The 18522-nt window shown below is 32.2% G+C and carries 17 protein-coding genes and 2 pseudogenes; 4 read left to right on the top strand and 15 right to left on the bottom strand.

Going from position 1 to position 18522, the window contains the following annotated elements; all coding sequences use genetic code 11:
• Positions 1–388: 388 nt before the first annotated feature.
• Entirely contained in the window at positions 389–754 is a 366-nt protein-coding gene (locus SLH52_RS15375; protein WP_320210163.1) for a MerR family transcriptional regulator, read from the bottom strand.
• A gap of 89 nt (positions 755–843) precedes the next feature.
• Here SLH52_RS15375 and SLH52_RS15370 point away from each other — a divergent pair, with 89 nt between their 5' ends.
• Complete coding sequence (locus SLH52_RS15370) at positions 844–1164, top strand: hypothetical protein (protein ID WP_320210162.1); 321 nt, start codon at positions 844–846, stop codon at positions 1162–1164.
• Positions 1165–1660: 496 nt separating this feature from the next.
• Positions 1661–2215 (top strand): hypothetical protein, encoded by a 555-nt coding sequence (locus tag SLH52_RS15365; RefSeq protein WP_320210161.1) that lies wholly within the window; start codon positions 1661–1663, stop codon positions 2213–2215.
• A 305-nt stretch (positions 2216–2520) separates the two neighbouring features.
• Here the strand turns inward: SLH52_RS15365 and SLH52_RS15360 are convergent, their stop codons facing one another.
• From SLH52_RS15360 to SLH52_RS15340, 5 genes are all read right to left on the bottom strand, one after another.
• The gene (locus tag SLH52_RS15360; RefSeq protein WP_320210160.1) at positions 2521–3732 is read right to left on the bottom strand and encodes a serine hydrolase domain-containing protein; all 1212 of its coding nucleotides are present in this window, start codon (positions 3730–3732) and stop codon (positions 2521–2523) included.
• Positions 3733–4402: 670 nt separating this feature from the next.
• Complete coding sequence (rpmG, locus tag SLH52_RS15355; RefSeq protein WP_320210159.1) at positions 4403–4552, bottom strand: 50S ribosomal protein L33; 150 nt, start codon at positions 4550–4552, stop codon at positions 4403–4405.
• A gap of 20 nt (positions 4553–4572) precedes the next feature.
• Positions 4573–5757 (bottom strand): GTP-binding protein, encoded by a 1185-nt coding sequence (locus SLH52_RS15350; protein ID WP_320210158.1) that lies wholly within the window; start codon positions 5755–5757, stop codon positions 4573–4575.
• 13 nt (positions 5758–5770) lie between these two features.
• Positions 5771–6931, bottom strand: coding sequence for a SidA/IucD/PvdA family monooxygenase (locus tag SLH52_RS15345; RefSeq protein WP_320210157.1), 1161 nt, complete (start codon positions 6929–6931; stop codon positions 5771–5773).
• Positions 6932–7756: 825 nt separating this feature from the next.
• Entirely contained in the window at positions 7757–8257 is a 501-nt protein-coding gene (locus SLH52_RS15340) for a DUF3986 family protein (protein WP_320210156.1), read from the bottom strand.
• A 927-nt stretch (positions 8258–9184) separates the two neighbouring features.
• Between SLH52_RS15340 and SLH52_RS15335 the strand changes: the two genes are divergently transcribed.
• Entirely contained in the window at positions 9185–9715 is a 531-nt protein-coding gene (locus SLH52_RS15335) for a GNAT family protein (protein ID WP_320210155.1), read from the top strand.
• A gap of 129 nt (positions 9716–9844) precedes the next feature.
• Here the strand turns inward: SLH52_RS15335 and SLH52_RS15330 are convergent.
• The 8 genes and pseudogenes from SLH52_RS15330 to SLH52_RS15300 all read right to left on the bottom strand — a co-directional run.
• Positions 9845–10131: pseudogene (locus SLH52_RS15330) on the bottom strand (IS3 family transposase); the annotation flags it as partial.
• Positions 10132–10398: 267 nt separating this feature from the next.
• Entirely contained in the window at positions 10399–11016 is a 618-nt protein-coding gene (locus tag SLH52_RS15325; protein ID WP_320210154.1) for a rhomboid family intramembrane serine protease, read from the bottom strand.
• Between the two features lie 300 nt (positions 11017–11316).
• Positions 11317–12234 carry a hypothetical protein gene (locus SLH52_RS15320; protein ID WP_320210153.1) on the bottom strand — a complete coding sequence of 306 codons (918 nt, stop codon included), beginning with the start codon at positions 12232–12234 and terminating at the stop codon, positions 11317–11319.
• A 418-nt stretch (positions 12235–12652) separates the two neighbouring features.
• Positions 12653–13699, bottom strand: coding sequence for a beta-propeller fold lactonase family protein (locus SLH52_RS15315; RefSeq protein WP_320210152.1), 1047 nt, complete (start codon positions 13697–13699; stop codon positions 12653–12655).
• 298 nt (positions 13700–13997) lie between these two features.
• Positions 13998–14108, bottom strand: a pseudogene (locus tag SLH52_RS23425) (cupin domain-containing protein); the annotation flags it as partial.
• Positions 14109–14120: 12 nt separating this feature from the next.
• Positions 14121–14930 (bottom strand): YwqG family protein, encoded by an 810-nt coding sequence (locus SLH52_RS15310; RefSeq protein ID WP_320210151.1) that lies wholly within the window; start codon positions 14928–14930, stop codon positions 14121–14123.
• Positions 14931–14970: 40 nt separating this feature from the next.
• Positions 14971–16074 carry a hypothetical protein gene (locus tag SLH52_RS15305; RefSeq protein WP_320210150.1) on the bottom strand — a complete coding sequence of 368 codons (1104 nt, stop codon included), beginning with the start codon at positions 16072–16074 and terminating at the stop codon, positions 14971–14973.
• Between the two features lie 486 nt (positions 16075–16560).
• Complete coding sequence (locus SLH52_RS15300; protein ID WP_320210149.1) at positions 16561–17073, bottom strand: hypothetical protein; 513 nt, start codon at positions 17071–17073, stop codon at positions 16561–16563.
• 376 nt (positions 17074–17449) lie between these two features.
• Between SLH52_RS15300 and SLH52_RS15295 the strand changes: the two genes are divergently transcribed.
• A complete protein-coding gene (locus tag SLH52_RS15295; RefSeq protein ID WP_320210148.1) occupies positions 17450–17986 on the top strand; it encodes a hypothetical protein in 537 nt (178 codons plus the stop codon).
• 339 nt (positions 17987–18325) lie between these two features.
• Here SLH52_RS15295 and SLH52_RS15290 read toward each other — a convergent pair.
• Positions 18326–18522 (bottom strand): DUF1456 family protein (locus SLH52_RS15290; protein ID WP_320210147.1); only part of this gene is annotated, 197 nt, incomplete at its 5' end.

The raw sequence follows: 18522 nt of genomic DNA, 5'->3' as shown, positions 1-18522 counted from the left end.
CTGCTTAATTCATTTTTTTTAACCTTCTATATCATGCTGACCTAGAAACATTAGTAATTTCAGAGATTTGTTTTACAGTTATGTTCCCTTCTTTATTTAGCTTTAAATCATGATTTATCCCTGCATGTTTGTTTCTATAAGGTCCTCCACTTTGAGTAAAGATAATTTCAGTTATTCAATAACCACTACCCTATAACTTAATACCAATTATTTCAAATGTTTATCTTTCAGGCAATCCTTATTACAGTGAATCGTCCTAAACAGAACTCCCATTAGTATTTAACTTTGAAATAGATTCAGAAAAAGACGACCTGGAACATCATGGACAAATAAACAAAAGATTATCGGAGCATATTCTCGCTATCGTATAACGAGAAAGTGATGTTAATTATTTATTACTCATATAAGAATCTATCAAATTAATTTCTTTTTCGAGTTTTATTCTCCTCTGTAAAATTTCTTCTTCTTCTTTCTTAAGCACATCAATATGATTATTAAGTTGCTTCATCACATCATTAATCAATTTTTCATTTCCACATCCATAAGCCTTTTTCAAATTAAACATTAATTGAATATCTTTAAGACTAAATCCCATTGACTTTAAATCCATAATCATTTGAAAATCATCTATTTCTTTTTTTGTGTATACTTTGCGATTTTGATCCCATGATGGTTGTAAGAGATTCATATCTTCGTAATGACGGACTGTTTCCTTAGTTGTATTTACAGATGATATAAATTCCCCTATCTTCATTTTACTCCCTCCTTATATTTGTATTGACGTGTGGTTAACCACACATGGTTAAATCACTATGAATACTAGGAAATGGAGGTGACTGACATATGATATCTTTAGTTTTGGCAATTTGTTTAGCAAGTTTTTATGGTGGAACGTGTATCTTAAGTGGACTTTTACAATTTCCGAAAAAATTAATTCCAACCTGGGCAGCTCTGAGTATGGTAATCTCTGGTTTAGTATTAATTGGTACGGCTATTTTAGTTGTAACGAACTCGGTGTTGTTTTATGTTTTAGCCACCTGTTTGATAACGCTACATTTATTAGCAATATATAATGGACTATACATGCACCATAAGCTTAATTTATTTCATCATACAATAAGAGCTATTCTTTCTGTAGTAATTATTATATTATTTGTAATTTAATTTCTGTCACAGACTATCACTCTATGCTATTGTTTGGAACCATCTGTTATAAATTCTATAGTCAATGGTACCAAGTCTTCTGTTAGCTCTGTTGTGTAAAAGGTTGTATAATATTCAAGCTGCTTTTCACCTATTGGTATTTGATGTTCATGCTCATAAAAATACGATATTCTGGTAATCTCTTTTCTTTCTATGCTCAACTGGTGAATATACAGGTTAGTAGCCATTTTGAAACAAGATTGATAAAAATGGCTTCTTCCCCTATAGAATTTATGTGTTTCTTATTAATAATTGAATCAATTTCTCGGTATTTTCTTACATAATCAAAGCACCCATTTGTAGAAGATTACTTGATCTTTTTTTGATTGTATTTCTGGTTTATTTTTACCTATATAAGATGGAAGTCTACTTAATTAATATTTATCATTGATTAACTGTTACATATGATGAAAGTACGTTATTATAAGATTTATACTTTTTTTCAGGAGGACAAGAATTGATTGAAGTTAAAACATACATATCCAAAGGTCACACTAAACCAATCAAAGATATTGATTTAAGTAACACCCCCAAAAACCACCATAATTATCCTGATTTTTTTTATTATGATGTTAGCAAGGTTAAAAAAGGAGAACTTTGTATAGATGAAGAACTAGGAGAATGGATAGAAAATGCTATGTTGATCACTTATAAAGATCAGATTTTAATAGGGCCAGGTGTGCGTGAGCTTGAACTTATTCAAGACGTAATGTATGCACTAGCTGAATTTTATAAAAATGGTTTTAAATCATTAACACAAACACTGGGTGTATACTACAGTCGTATCCGTATTAACAATAAAGGTGAGGATGTAGAATTTATCATTTTTAAAGAAGGTAATGAAGAAAAGTATGAATATCACGGATGCGCACCAAGAAATCTACTATTTCAAGCAGTATTAGATTCTGCATTTGCATACTATACAACCTTACACAAAATAGATGAACTTAATAACGATGATTATGAAGGCATAGTCATTATCATAATCGAATTAAGAGAATTACTTAATTGAGGTTTGTAATAGATGAGTATTTTTCCTTATTTTCTAATACACTACTTTATAGATAATCTCGCTGAATGAAAAAAAGAATTGACTAATATTGGTTTAGAAGAAAGGTATCGTCCGCAAGTTCTATTTTTTGGTAATTGCGTATTAATGTAATTGTAAAATTATAAAAAACGGACTGTCATATTACAGAACAGCGCCATATTGTTGAATAATATTTTCATGAAATCCAGTAGTAAGATAAGCTTATCTTAGTCTATTCGACTCACTTGTCATTGTGTTTAGTAAAAAATTGGGATCTCTTTTTATTTTTAATCATCACTTTTCACCTGTAACAATTCTTTTAGGTCATTTGTTAAGATATCCAACACTCCCCCAACTAAGGATTCATTATTGCTTAAAATAATAATGACAAGTTCTGTATCAAGCTCACGGTAAATATGGGATATAAATCCTGGTACAGATCCTGAATGTTCAACAGTATCTCCATTTGTAAACCACCCATACCCATATTCATCGTTGGATGAAATCTTAGTATAAGGAGCATACATCTTAGCTATTGTCTCTTTTTTTAATAATTTTTCAGAATATAAGGCTCTATCCCATGTCACTAAATCATTTATAGTTGTATACAAACCCCCAGAAGAATGATACAAGAAATAGTCAAAATGGATAGGATATACCTCATTTTCAAAATGACTTTTTTTATACCATCCAATGGCTTTGTTATCTTGAATATCCCAGTCAATACTATAGCCCGAATTCGACATCCCTAGAGGTTCAAAAATATTCTCTTCTAAAAATAATTCGTATGGAATACCCGATATTCGTTCTATGATCAACCCTAATATTAAATAATTTGAATTACTATATTCATATCTTTCACCAGGTTTAAAGTTAAGGGGAATGTCTTTATATATACCAATGGATTCTTCTGGGGCTAGCAATGGGGTAACATCTGAATTTTCAAGAAATTTATTAATGTTCTCAAGTAATTTTCTATGATCTGAATTTACAATTCCAGACGACATTGATAATAGATGATGAATCGTAATCCCTTCCCAATGAGTAATTTCAGGAATGTAATCTGTAACTTGATGATCAAGCTCTAGCAATCCTCCTTCTTCTAGTAGTAATATCGCTGCAGCTGTAAATTGTTTAGTCACTGATGCCATCATGAATTTAGTATCTAAGGTATTTGGGGTATCTTTATCATAGTTGGCCTTACCAAACGTTTTAGAGAATATTTCCTCACCTTTCATACCGACGTATACAGCTCCTGAAAAATCATAGTATTCTTCGTAGCGAGTTACAGCTTTATCAATTTTGCTATATAAATCCAAGTTGTTTGAATTTTGACTCTCACCTCGTACTTGATCTGATGTAGTATTTTCTATTGTTGATTCTTCAACAAAGTCTGATCTTTCTGATAATTCATTCCCTTCTTTTGTAGAGTTCTCTGTAGAAGACGCGCTTAGAACAAGCGAAAAACTAATGAACATAAAAAATAAGCTTTTTTTCATACGAATCACCCCTTATACTTTTTTGATGATACATGAATAACTAAGCTTCTTTCAGAGACGTAATGAATTTAATACGGATTATTATCCTAAAGGTTTCAATTTATTTCTAAATAAATGAGGAACATTTCATCAGAAAACAGAAGTGCATCATTCAGGGCAATTTAGATTTACTTCTTGAAAGCCAACAAAAAGTACCATTTGGAAAGAAAGCTGTACAGTTTGGATTATTATGTTAAAAACAACATTAAAGATAAAACTAAATAAAAAGTCCGATCAATAAAAAGGGCGCTTTTCTGTTTGTTACTGAAAAGCGCGCCAAATCGTATTATGAGGTCGACCAATTGTTATTTGGTTAATCTATTTTTGAGTGGTACAGAAAAATGTATAAACGCTATTAAAAAAATTTTATATAAAACTCCCAATTCAGTAATATTTAATATTTCTTCGTCCATGACAGTCCATTTCAGATTGCCCTATTATAAAAGGTAGATTCATTCTTTAGGTTACGGATAGCCTTTACAACATTCTTGAGCCATTTTGCTGAAGACTTGGATTTAAGATTTGTATTAGGTTATTTCTACTTAGATCTACCTGTTTCAATATCTACGCCAAAAAACTTTTATAATTTCTTTTTCCTAACAATGAGTCACATTCAAGTTTAAAAACAGCATTATTTCGTTTCTCTATGCAATGTACGTCTTTTTAGTCTTGGTGAATATTTTATTAATTCAATTCGGTCTGGGTTGTTTCTCTTATTTTTTGTAGTAATGTAGTTACGGTCTCCAGTTTCTGTACAGGCTAGTGTAATTTTTACTCTCATGATTTGTTTCCTCCTAGAATTTAATCTTCAATAAATGTGGGTAATTCGTCTTTAAATAGTGACCAATCGCTATTCATCTCTATATCGGTCAACAGGCATTCCTCTATTGAAGCTGCAATCTCCTTTTGATTCATTTCGAGCCCAATAAATACAATTTCATTCATTCGATCTCCATAGATTGGATCCCATTTGGCTACAAGTTCTGGTTCTTCTTTCAAAAGTTGATTTCTTTCATTTTCCGGATAAGCTGCCACCCATTCGCCGGCTCCTTGAAGCATAATTGATGGTCCTGCTTGAGAAATTAAACCAGACATATTGTTTCGTGTTGCAAGCCAGAAAAATCCTTTTGCTCGAACAACATCTACCGGCCAATTTTCAAGCCATTGCTTCCATCTTTCAGGATGGAACGGTCTTCTACTTCGATGGACAAAGGATGAGATACCATACTCATCCGTTTCAGGAATGTGTTCTTCGTTTAACTCTTTAATCCAACCTGCACCTTGACTTGCTCGATCAAAATCAAACAGTTGTGTGTTAAGAACAGTATCTAAAGGTACTTGTGCATTTACTGTTTTATAAATTTTTGCTTCTGGATTTAACTTTCTAAGAACAGAGTGTAATTCTTTAACATCAATCTCTTCAATTAAATCTGTTTTGTTTAGTAGGATGACATCTGCAAATTCAATTTGATCTATTAACAGTTCAACTACTTCTCGTTGATCGTTGTCATTATTGGCTTGTTTACGATCTAACAGCGTCTCTCCTGAAGCAAAGTCATGCCAGAAGCGATTGCCATCCACCACCGTCACCATCGTATCCAACCTACAAAATTCGGATAAGTTGATATTCAATTCCTCATCCATGTACGTAAATGTTTGGGCTACAGGAATCGGCTCTGATATCCCAGTCGATTCAATCACGATATAATCAATATCCCCTGATTTCACAAGCCTTTCCACTTCAATCATTAAATCCTCACGTAATGTACAGCAAATACAACCATTTTGTAGCTCAACCATTTTCTCTTCCGTTCTTGAAAAACTTTTTTGCTTTATCATTGAAGCATCAATATTCACTTCACTCATATCATTAACAATAACCGCAATTTTCTTATTTTCTTTGTTCGCTAAGATATGATTTAACAATGTTGTTTTACCCGAACCAAGGTAACCACTTAAAACTGTAACTGGTATTTTCTTTTTCAAAACAACCTCTCCTTTAATTAGTTACGATTCTTTCTGCAGCCTTCCTTGCCCCAGAAATATTCCTTGCTACAGGTCCAATCTCAAGCTCAGCTAATGGTCCTGAAACATATAAATGGGGACACCACTCTAACCTTTGACTTACAATTGGATATCCACAATTTGCACACATCAAATTTTCGTTCTGAATCAATTGTTTTAACCAACTTTTTTCCGGAAGTTTTGACTCAAATCCAGTAGCTAAGATTATAGTCTTAACAAGGTCGCGAGTACCACTTTTATGATTTAATAAAATTTCACTATTATGTTGACTAGCTAATTCAACCTCATCATAAACGATTCGTAATGTTTCTTGTTTTTCTAGTCTTATTAATTTCTGATAGATTTCCTTTGGTATTGATCCCTTGTGACTTGCATGAGTTATTTGTTCTCTCCGTATTTTATAATCTGTTATTTCAGAAAAAAACTTCATGTATTTCGGGCCGAGCCATCCCGGATCACTATCTAATTCATGTACACGAAGCCTGTGTCTTGATAGTAATGTAACTTTTCTTGGAAACAAATTACAAAGCTTGATTACAGTATGTGCTGCTGTTATTCCTCCACCCACAACCACAACAGGTGGTTGTAAGTTCTTAAGGCTTGTAAGCTCTTCACTGAAAATATGTGAAACATGGCCAGCTATTCCTATGTCTAATTCTTTTGCCCATTCAGGAATATGTAATTGCTCATTAACACTAATGGAAATGACAAGATTATTTGATAAGACTGACTTGCCTTTATCCGTTTCAATCTTCCATTTTCCAGTTTCTTTATTAACATGTATGACTCTTCCTTGTTCCCAGTAATCTTTAAGCCGAATATCTTTAATAATAGAATCACAATGCTCATTAAACAAAGTAAGAGAAGGTCTCTTATAATGACCGTAAAAATCTGTATGTTTGAATGATTTACTAAAGTTTTGAAGACTAAATGCATTAACATCAATATGATGAACAGAAGGTGAACGTAAATATTCCATACCAATCCTGTTAGTTAATTTTTTCCATTTCCTCATCGGTTCTTTATGAGGATCGATAATTAACAGTTCATCAATCGTCGTTTTACCACTTTTTATTAAGTAGTTCGCTATCGTACAGCCATGAACCCCGCCACCAATTATGGCCAATTCATACACTAATATGTCTCCTTTCTCTTAAATCGTAATGATTACGATTTAAATTATATTACACGAGTCACATGAAATCAAGTCACTGAATATTTAAAGTGACCTCATTTTTAGCTGAGGCTCTTCCCTTACTTATTTTCGGTTCTCTTTTACTAATAAAAACAACACTAAGTCTTCGAACATAAATAATATGAAACGAAGAATTTACACCTCGATGCACTAGTAATTAATCCCTTTTAAATATGAACGGGGCTTCTTCAATACTCACAGCGGCAGTTACCGATTTCCCTACAATTTATTACTAAAAAAATGATTAAATAAAAATACTTGTTATTCCACAATATGGCCCGACTGAGGAAGAAAACCACTGGCATTTTCGTGAAAGATTATCTTTTCACGATTAAGTTGTCAATGATATTACAACTCAGTTGTGACATGAAGAAGTTTTTTAGTTGCCTTATGAAATATTAAAGTATAAAAAAGAGGCTGGGACAAAACCTAATTAAAATGAAGAAACCGCACGAAATCAAATTTATAAACCTTGATTTCGTGCGGTTTTATTTTTGCTTAATGTATAAAAACCAGTTAGTTTTCCACTTATGTCCCAGCCTCTTTTAACTTCTGTTTCATATATTTGAGAAAGACCCATATGCTATAAAAAATTGTTGAAGTTGGATTGTATTTATTAGCTTTCCTTAATCATACTTTAAGCCAAATGTTTCATAATAAGACAAGAGCACTTATTGTTTTATAAATAATAATATACCCTGTTGCTATTTTTAACTCTTTATATAAAAGAAACTACTTTTTCATACCTTAGCTATCTATAATTAACTATTTTACTTTGTAAAACTCTATAAGCCATTTACTAAATGCTTTTTCTAAAGTTTCTGTTTCATTTCCATCTTCATTCATTTCTACCTTAAATAAATACAGACCACCATCATCTAAGCTGCCTACTATCATATTAGGGATTTTATGTGCAATTATTCCGTCATCATAATATAACTCCCAGATGTTTTCATCCACATTGTAAGCTGTAGCTGAGTGTATCATCTGATTGTAATCATCATATCGGTGTAAATGATAATGTCTATAAGCTATTGTTGAAAACTCAACTATATTATACCCAAATTCCATTTTTATGACAGTTGCTAGTTCATTGTATATTTCACTTGTAGTAAAAAATGAAAATATTACTCGATCATGCTCACTTTGTTCAATCATACCAGATATAGAATTTTTTTTTATAAAGTTTCTTATATACGCCTTAGTAGGATAAAAATTATTTTTTGCATATTCTTTTAATATATATACACTATATTCTATTCCCATGTTGTCACCTCTATCTCATCTTACAAAGGAAATTTAGGAGTTCTCTTTCCAAATGGTACTTTAAACAAACTATAATGAGTTATCATATTTGGCGGAAAAAAGGAGTTGTTGGATTTTTGATGATATAAAATCAACAGCAACTACTGAAAAATATACTAAGTTATTAATTCATTATGAGTTTAATTTGCTTTGCACCCCTACCTCGTTCCCTTTGTTGATTAGTTTATTGGTTTATTGGTTTATTGGTTTAGGTTTCATCATAATTTCTGGATAACCTCATCAGAAAAACGAAGTCTACTAAAAGGAAGTTTAATTCCAAGTGTCGAAACCTATGATACACTAACCTTATCTAAGTTCAAGGGGTAAAACATATTCTTTTAACCTAATGAGGTTGTTGTCTGGAATAAAGAAACTTTATAAATTTTTGTTATGGGGAGAAAAAGCTTGGGAAAATAACCTTATCAAATGGAAAAACAGTAGAAGCTGAGTGTCTTAGCTGTGCAATAACAAGTGGATTAATAGAGCCAGATGGTGGTTTGGTTATTGAAACAGAGAACTTTCACGTACATCAAGGTGTTGCTTATCCAATTAGAGAGTTAATAATATTATCGGGAATCGATAGGTGGACAGGAAAATAACCCTAAACAGAATCTCCTCAAAATGGAAGTAATTTTTTCTATAAGTATCAACATAAGTCAACAACAATAAAGTAAAAAATTAATGTAAGTTACCCAGCATATCAATACCTACTTTTCCTTTTCTCCCTTTTAATTCCTAATTAAACCTTATCTAGTGACGCTATACTTCATAACAGATCAAATTGCTAATTATCTTCTTGTGAGAATTTATTTAATTAGAAATATTTGTTATTAATCACAAATATTTAGATTGAGTACTGTATAAAATTGTTATACAAGGAGTGAGAATATGTTTCCTAAATTAGAAACAGAAAGGCTAATGCTGAGAGAACTAATAGAAAATGATGCACAAGATATTTTGAATTGTTTTTCAAATGAAGATGTTTTACGTCACTACGGTCAACAACCATTAACAAGTATAGGACAGGTGAAAAATATAATTAAAAATTTTTCCATTAACTACAAGGAAAAACGAGGGATTAAATGGGGCATTGAAATTAAAGGAACAGAAAGAATTATTGGAACCATTGGTTTTCATGATTGGTCTTCCGAACATAAGAGAGCTGACATTGCTTACGCACTTTTTCCAGAACGATGGGGAAATGGGTATGCAACTGAAGCAATTACTAATGTTTTATCATATGGATTTAATGAACTTGAGCTAACTCGAATTGGAGCAGTTGTTTTTATAGATAACAAACCATCTAATAAATTATTAGCTAAGTTAGGATTTGAAAAAGAAGGGATTCTTAGAAACTATATGTATCAAAATAACATTCCATATGATACGAATGTCTACTCTTTGCTTTCAACAAACTAATCTGATTTTTCTAAAGTTATTCTAGATGCATTCAGTATAACTTCAGAACGATGATTTTAGGTCATCGCGCCATATTGTATAAGATCAACCCATGAATTGTACACCACTTTTTGGACTGTCAACACCTAACTAGACAACTTTCTTAAGGTGTCTAGTTTTGTACTCAACAGGACTTTCATACCCTAGTGTGCTATGAATACGAATATGATTAAACCAATGCACGTAGTCATGGAGTTCTCGTGTTAATTCTTCTAAACTTTCATATTTCCTCTCTTTAACAAATTCTGTCTTAATAATCTTAAATGTAGCTTCTGCAACTGCATTATCATAGGGCAGCCCTTCATGCTTTAGGAGCGTTTAATAGAGAAAGCATTATCAATTAACTGATTTTTAAATTCTTTTCCTCTATCTGTATTCCCTTTATAGATAATAATGAATTCAAGAATTTCATCTTAGCTGTTACGTTCTGTTTCTCGTTGGTTAGGGCTACCTTTTCCAAATAATTTGCTAAAAAAAAACCATTAACTCGCTCCTTTCAAATAAAACATTACTTTTAAACTTATGTTCGATTTAAAATAAATCAATAAGCATAATTTTTTCCCCATACAGATTTCAGTTAGACAAATATAAAGATAGGTAGGTAAATGAATTGATTTGCTATTTTTGTAGTAAACCTATTCATATCAAATGGTATTACTTGGGCGTATATGGAGGTTATGTAAGCTAAGTATAAAAGCCATTACGATGCCACCTATAAAGCCGCCAACATGACCAGCCTTGCTAATTTCTTCGATTTGAAAAGTCATAATAAAACTAAGAAAAATGAATAACATTATCATGCTATTATTGAGCGTTGTAAAATATTTTGTCTTTTTAATAATTAAAACAAAATAAATTCCTAGTAATCCATACCCTAAACCTGAAGACCCTGCCAACGGTGTAGTTCTATTCGAAAAGAAATGGATAACTATTCCTGAGAAAACACTTAATATTATACAAATGAATAGAAATTTTACACTCCCATATATTTTTTCTAGTGGCTTAGAAAAATAAAGTATAAAAAGAAAATTTAAGAAAAAATGTATTAAGCTCATATGTCCAATAGAATATGTTATTAATCTCCATATTTGTCCTTCAGTAACTAGCTGCTTTTCATAGGCACCTAGTTTAATTAACACGTCGCTTTTATAGCCCCCGTTAACGATGGTAAGGATCATTACAACAGTGTAAGAGATTAATAACAACAAGGTGACAGGGGATAATGTTAATAGATTTTTTATTTTCCTTGTAGATAACACCATATGATTTACACCCCAATAACAGATATATCAGATTTGCTCTTTTTAACTTATACCCAATTACTTTTTTATTTCATAAAAAAATCCTTTCTTAAAAGTCTATTATCCATTAATTTCTAAATCTTCACAACACCACTATTCCAAAATATGGACCTAAAATGGATAATGACACATATCTACTTTTCAGATATGCGCCATATTGTATAAAAGCATAAGAAAATTGCTAAAGTTTAAGCACCCAAGCAACCATACAATATTAACTATTTTAATGTATAAATTAATTTATGTGCTGGCTGTTATAATTTAAATATCAAGACCTTCAGTATAACCATCTGGAACAAGGAAAGGTGATGAAAAATTTTCAAACCATAATACATTTATATAATCATAGTCTTTGTAGTTATGTGATTGTATGTTTGTTATTGTCTCTAAAATGTAAGCTGAAATAGCTGTAACTAATTGATCATGGTCAGATAAACTCTCAAAACCCGTGTAATCCATAGGGGAATTTTGGCTAAGTAATTTTAGAATTCTGTTTAATTCAATTGGATCTCTTAAATAACGTAAAGAATGTAAAGGTACATAAAGTATGGCATGTTCTAAATTTATTGTATTATTCAAGACCGAAAGTCTTATCTCAGAAAGATTATCTCCTAAATCAAATTGTTCTAACTCAAAACAACCCATACTACTTAGTAACTCAATAGCATGATGTCCACCAAAATTAAATGAAGTATTCTCCAACAACTTTTTAATGCCAGGGTTTATTTTTGTCATATCATACTTTGTAACATCCTTGTATTTAATTCTTATAAGCTTTTCAGTTACAAGAACACTCGCTACATCAGTTCCTTTATCAATAAAATAACCAAAATCAAACTTTAAGTCAGCCAAAATATGACCTATATGCTTATCACTTAAATCAACACTTTTTAAAAAAGAAAGTAATTCATCAGCTCTAGTTGAAATTTTTTCATGCTTTACTAATTTTGCATTAGGTAAAATACGCACACATTTATTATCGAATATAGAGATGTTTGCTTCAAATAAACTCGATTCCATAATTCTTGCAGTCGAGGAATTTAAAAAATAATCAAGTATACTAAAACTCTCTCTATATTCGTTAAGTAATTTTCTATAGTATTCTTCCGTATCGACACTTAAATTTTTAGAGAACCCACTACTGGACGACAGTACTAAATGTTCTTCTATCGTATGCATAACATAATTCCTCCCCTTAATGGTATAAATACATTACAACATATTTGTCACTCTTATATATTCTAGGGAGTTCTTCATTTAAGTTTTTATAAGCGCTGCATGGACAAGTATATTTAAATACATTTCCCTCCAAGATCTCTTTTCCTTTTTCTTGTTCCACCTAGTTCATTCTTCATCATGTTTCACACATATCTAAATTTCAGATATGCTCCATATTGTTGAGAAGTATCTTGTTTACAAATCTTTTTATTCAGCAGTAACATTCGGACTGTTACATTATTTTCAATTATAATAGAGCACTTGCAAAAATTCAGAGCAAAGTCAATTATTTTTTGCTTTGGATTATTTACTACTTTTACACAAGGTGCCTTTATTCAAATTGAACACAGTGAGTTACTTCCATGATCCATATTCATTTTCAATTGGGCGTGATTGCTAGTGCAACAGGCCTATCAACAGGTAAAGTAGCTATAACAGACTGTTTTTTGGTATCGATCACAGAGACTGTATTATTTCCAGCAAAAACACTATTTGCAACATAAACTAATTGCCCATCTGATGTGATTGCTAGAGCAATTGGACCAAGCCCAACGGTGACAGTAGCTATGGTAGAATGCGTTCTTGTATCGATCACGGAGACTGTACCAGGAGAGTCACCGCTGTTTGCAACATAAACCAATTGCCCGTCAGGTGTGATTGCAACAGCACTTGGTTGATCCCCAACAGGAACAGTAGCTATGACAGAATTTGCCTTGGTATCGATCACGGAGACTGTAGAGTTATTTTCTACTACATAAACCAATTTTCCATCTGACGTGATTGCAAGGGCAACAGGACTATCAAGAGATACAGTAGCTATGACAGAATGCGTTTTGGTATCAATCACAGAGACTGTATCGCTACCAAATGAATTTATTATATAAACTAATTTTCCATCTGGCGTGATTACAACAGCATTCGGTTGATTCCCAACAGGAACAGTAGCTATGACAGAATGCGTCTTTGTGTCGATTACGGAGACTGTACCAGGAAAGTCACCTCTATTTGCTACATAAACTAATTTTCCATCTGGCGTGATTGCCAGAGCTTCTGGATTAGTCCCAACGCCTACAGTAGCAATAACAGAATGTGTCTTGCTATCGATTACGGAGACTGAGTCGGAAAGTAACAAATTTGATATATAGACCCATTTCCCATCTGGCGTGATTGCTAGTGCAAACGGATTAACCCCAATTGAAACAGTAGCAATGACAAAGTGTGACTTTGCATCAATCACGGAGACCGTTGAGGGATTGAAACCAACTCCTTCATTTGCTACATAAACTAATTTTCCATCTGCCGTAATTGCAACATCATTCGGTTGATTCCCAACAGGAACAGTAGCAATGACAGAATGTGTCTTACTATCAATCACAGAAACTGTATTGGTACCTACATTTGCAACATAAACTAATCCCATACCCATATCAACCCACCTTTCCAATCTTTATACTTCACTGTATTGTATGAAAAAAAATTAACATGATTCAAATTTAGTTTGTTTGGGGTAAAGGTAACAAATGGGTATGCCTCATTAAATTGTCTCTCATCCTATTAATAAAGAATTTATTGAAGTTGCTTGGGAAAAAAGATCTTTTAGATTAGTGCCCTATCGTATTATGAGATCAACCAGTACATTTAAATTGATTTATTATTAATAGGTAATATTCTTCAGGTAGTAGGGATGTGCTAACTACATTCCTACGCCATATTGTTCAATAAATTTATCCCACCAAAACCCGATCACCCTTACTTTCCGGTTGGGAAATCACTAAAAACTCAACTTCAACTCCCTCTTGGGGATTTAGGGTTATATCTTTCCCATCTAGCTCAATGTTTCCGTCATATTAATGACAATCCCAGTTGTAAAGCACATTTGAGAAATCTAACCTTTCTAAATTATCCTTTCTTATAAAAAAGTTAGCAACACCACTGTCTCCCCACATTATTCCCGCATCATCATCAGTATCAATTTGTAGTAATAAAATGGTATGTTCTTGTAATTGTGTTTCATGCTCTCTTGGATCAGTTTGAGTGAAATAGGGGTACCCACCTATTTTATGCCCTTCACCATAATAACTATCATATACATCCCATATTTCTATGTCATTATCCTTATCAATTTGCTGAAATCGATTCACTGAATCATCTAATAATTCGTAACACCTGAAATCTACTAGAGAAACAGGTTCATAATCTATATCAAACGTTAACGCTAATTCGTTTTCAATTGGAAAAAAATCTGTTTCCAAAGATTCTAGGATTGAAAAATCCGTTATTAATGCCTCCTCATTAAGAGTGTGTTGATGGTACAAAATCCTAAAATTTTTGGGATCCGTCAAATCTTCAAATTCTATCCCCATCACCTCAACTTCAGCAGAGATAAAGAACTGCAATATACCTCTTTCTGGCATCAACTCTAGTTGTGGAATTTCTTCAAAGTTCAACTGAGCCAATAACTTCATTGGCTTACCATTCGCACCTTTTGGATACTCCATTGTTTTTGGGAGGTATGGATAGCCTCCAAATTTACTTTGATAAATTTTTGTAACACCTTTCTCAGCTTTGATTTGAACATAAGGTTTTACTGTTTTTTCAATGTCTATTCGAAAACCTTCAAGCTCATCGGGTAAGTATAACCTATGCTTTTTACCCATAGTCCCTCCATTTAAAACAGAATTTTTATTCCCATGAACTCTAGAGCTTTATGTTAATTATCACAGTAACATCACTTTTTAAAGGATACTCCGTTTGTCGATAAAAATTAATGCAGTAACCATTCTCTACACTTTTGTTCATTCCATGAAGAAGAAGGTTTTCATACGGTAAATCGATTCGTTGATTACTAACCCTATCAATATAACTATTACTTTCATTTGAAATAAAGCACTGAATCAGATTATCTCCTCTTACTACAAACCAACCGTTTCCTTCTTCAAATGTAAACCTGAATAAAAATGTATTATGTGATATTTTATCTTCCACATCTAAATTATAAAAATCAAAATCTATAGCAAATAGTTCCTTTATATCTACTTCTCCATCTTTACTAATGGTGCAATGAAACATTTGATTCTGTTTATAAAAAACAAAATGACTATTATTGTTAAAATCTAAGTTACAAACTTCTGTAATTCCTTGAATTTCACAACTGATTTTTCTTTCTTGCAAGACCTCACCTTTTGTATCCAGCATCCTATGAATAACATGATCCCTTTCATCTTTTAGTAAATGAATGTTATCTCCATTAACATATACCTTGTTACCTATTGGAGGCTGAATCTTTACATTTTTATCTGATTTAATGACACCATCTTTAAAAGTAATAGTCCTTAGTTTGTCGGGTCTTTTATTATCAAACCAGTCTTTTGAATAAAGAAGTGACTTATTATTTATATTACCTATGAATTTTCCTACAAACTCTCTTTTCCCCTTAGGAACTTGTATTCTACCCCTATTAAATAAAGGCAAGGGTATTTCTTTTTCATTAGGATATGTAGTTATCAGTACCCACGGTTCATCATCTATTGTCTTAAAAAATTGGGGATGACCTAAGATTTGTTCTTTATCTTCTAAAATATCAAATATAGTTCCATTTGAATCTAAAATTACATATATTACCTTGTCACAAATAGTATTACTATCCTTATATATGTCAAATGAAATAATTGTATTATTCCCGATATTAATATTGTCAGTAGGAACAACTCCTTTTTGATTTTGCAGTATTGTTAAATGACCATATTCAGTGGAGTGTGTTTCATATTTGAGTACTGCTTTGTTACTGAGCAACTCTTCCATAAATCAATATCCCCTTTCGATGTAGCTCTATATTTTTTCTAAAAATAATAGTGCAAAAATAGGTGTATCTAATTAGTAGTTATTAATTTATTCTATATGTATAATACAATTCCTTTCTTCAATAAAATACCATCTACAAGAAATGAACTTAATGCTCTTTTTGTATAGAACATTATTAAATCATTCAAAACAATGTCCTAAAATAAAAAAACGCTTACCTGAATTTCAGATTTGCGCCATATTGTGGAATAACATCTAATTCACAACTCAACTTGTGTTTAATAATTCCTACCTTAATCTTTTTGATTTCAAAAATTACGTAACAAAATCAAAATTTCATATTACCTTCTATACCATTTTGTGACTAACTAATAGTCATGAAAATTCCTGTAACGGGCTATTAAGTAAGCTAGAATTGAATATGACATTCATTAATTTACAAAAAAGACTGGATACACCAGTCTTTTCAATCCAACCTCGGGTGCGTCAACTGTATCTAATTACATGTAAAAGTTGGTCACCGTAATTAGGAGAACCATCGGCAGTAGGTGTTGAAACGGAAATTACTTCATTCATAGCACTGCTTTGATATAGAAAAGATTTTGAAACTGGAAAGGTTTCAAATGAAGATGCTGCAGGTCTAAGTTGTATGGTTGATCCAATAGATCCTGTAACATCCGAATTAAATTGAAAAGATAGATTTTCATTTATATCCATATTACAATTTGTCTCAAATGAAATCTCATATATGCCAATATCAGAAAGCTGAATTGCATTATTGTTATTGGCTGTTGATAAATCGATACAGGGCCCTGGTACACCAAATACGACACTCCCACCAGGTGATGCAAATTCTGTTCCCTCTCCTTGAATTTGGCAGACCCCTAGCGCGTTACCTGGTAAGCCCATTGGTCCTTGTGGTCCAGGTTTCCCCGGTGGTCCCTGTGGTCCTTGAGGTGGTGGTGGAACTACCCTACATTTACAATTTTTATCTTTCATTGATAATATTCACCTTCTATAATTTGTTTACTCTAATTTATGGTTAATTTCTATAGAAGGTTAGACTAACGTATATAACGTGACTAAATTGTGCGAAAGTCAATGTTAATAAGGTCAACGAGAGCTAAGCTACGGTATACTGAGAAGTAGATTCCTGATTATGAAGAATATGAAAAAGTTCCAATTTTTCATTTCTGAGAAACTGGAATTAATCGACTCATTAAGTGCCCAAAAATAATAAGTGACGGTCATCAGTATTTCAGATACGCGCCATATTGTGGAATAACTTAGAAAAAAACCTTATTTCTTCGCATAAAATGGGATATATAGCTAATCATTGGGAAAGATATCTCAAACAATATTTAGGGTGGTTTCAATGAATAGAGTTTTGCACATTTTAATATCATTTGCTTTTTTTCAAATATTTACTGTAAGTACCGTATTTGCACATTCAAATGATAAGCCCCAACCTCTTGAACAATTATATTTAGAGATAGGATATACGACTGTTGAAGAAGCTGTAAATGAAGTTGAAAAGCATTTTAATCAAGACTTGAAAATGCCACTTAGAGTTCCCCCTATCGAATTCACACACTATTTTGGAAGATTTAATGATTTAGAAGGTGAAATAAACGACTCATTAGATGTGGAATTTGTTAGTGATAAATCCCCTGAAAATCATTACAAAATTGGTGTACGACCTATTGAGCATAAAATCCATATAAGTGATAAGTATGTTTTAGATCGTTATAAGTTAAAAAATGACATTCAGGCCACACATATGAATATAAGTGGATTTAATGTAATAGTTTTTGATAATGATCATTGGCAATATATGCTTAGTATAGATAAAAGGGTTTCTGACAAGGTGACTCCTGAAGTATTGGTTGATATAGCTAATTCAATTAAATAACCTTCTAGTATGAAACTAATATGATTGTGGAATTAGGGGATTTTGTATAAAGTCTAAAGTCCCTAATTTATGTACAGAAATTCACTAAAAATTTAATTAGAGCCTAAAAGAAAAGACGCATTTCAATACAGAAATGCGCCATATCGTATTATAAGGTCATCCAGATTGATATTTTAAAAGGAGAAGTGATAAAGTATGGGTCCAGTCATTGTCCTGGATGTCGCAAAAGGAGTAAGCTAAGTTCAAGTGTGAAAGATAATGGCAATACTTAAAAGAAACAGGTTATCCTGGTTGATTAACCTTCGTAATATAAGCTTAGCAAGAAGGATGGTTCAAGTCTTATCCCCTGTATCTTATGGTTAGTCCTTTTAAGAAATTCCGCGCGTACCGATCACCGCACACTTTGTAATTCTTATGGCCTTCTTTACGTAATAGGGCACCTAATTCCCCTTTTGTTATGATCACTCCAGCGCCTTCCAATATCTCGATCATATCCTCACTTGTCAAAGAGAGAGCGATTTTCACTTTCTTTAGAA

The sequence above is a fragment of the Cytobacillus sp. IB215665 genome (assembly GCF_033963835.1).
Classification (GTDB): domain Bacteria; phylum Bacillota; class Bacilli; order Bacillales; family SM2101; genus Nanhaiella.
The sequence above is the reverse complement of the archived record's forward strand: the minus strand, read 5'-3'. Positions and strand labels throughout refer to the sequence as shown.

Bases quoted from the DNA above. Each gene is read 5' to 3' on its own strand.
- SLH52_RS15305 (WP_320210150.1), bottom strand. From the start codon at position 16,074: ATGGAAGAGTTGCTCAGTAACAAAGCAGTACTCAAATATGAAACACAC.
- SLH52_RS15325 (WP_320210154.1), bottom strand. From the start codon at position 11,016: ATGGTGTTATCTACAAGGAAAATAAAAAATCTATTAACATTATCCCCT.
- SLH52_RS15320 (WP_320210153.1), bottom strand. From the start codon at position 12,234: ATGCATACGATAGAAGAACATTTAGTACTGTCGTCCAGTAGTGGGTTC.
- rpmG (WP_320210159.1), bottom strand. From the start codon at position 4,552: ATGAGAGTAAAAATTACACTAGCCTGTACAGAAACTGGAGACCGTAAC.
- SLH52_RS15360 (WP_320210160.1), bottom strand. From the start codon at position 3,732: ATGAAAAAAAGCTTATTTTTTATGTTCATTAGTTTTTCGCTTGTTCTA.
- SLH52_RS15370 (WP_320210162.1), top strand. From the start codon at position 844: ATGATATCTTTAGTTTTGGCAATTTGTTTAGCAAGTTTTTATGGTGGA.
- SLH52_RS15335 (WP_320210155.1), top strand. From the start codon at position 9,185: ATGTTTCCTAAATTAGAAACAGAAAGGCTAATGCTGAGAGAACTAATA.
- SLH52_RS15310 (WP_320210151.1), bottom strand. From the start codon at position 14,930: ATGGGTAAAAAGCATAGGTTATACTTACCCGATGAGCTTGAAGGTTTT.
- SLH52_RS15295 (WP_320210148.1), top strand. From the start codon at position 17,450: ATGAATAGAGTTTTGCACATTTTAATATCATTTGCTTTTTTTCAAATA.
- SLH52_RS15300 (WP_320210149.1), bottom strand. From the start codon at position 17,073: ATGAAAGATAAAAATTGTAAATGTAGGGTAGTTCCACCACCACCTCAA.
- SLH52_RS15375 (WP_320210163.1), bottom strand. From the start codon at position 754: ATGAAGATAGGGGAATTTATATCATCTGTAAATACAACTAAGGAAACA.
- SLH52_RS15315 (WP_320210152.1), bottom strand. From the start codon at position 13,699: ATGGGTATGGGATTAGTTTATGTTGCAAATGTAGGTACCAATACAGTT.
- SLH52_RS15340 (WP_320210156.1), bottom strand. From the start codon at position 8,257: ATGGGAATAGAATATAGTGTATATATATTAAAAGAATATGCAAAAAAT.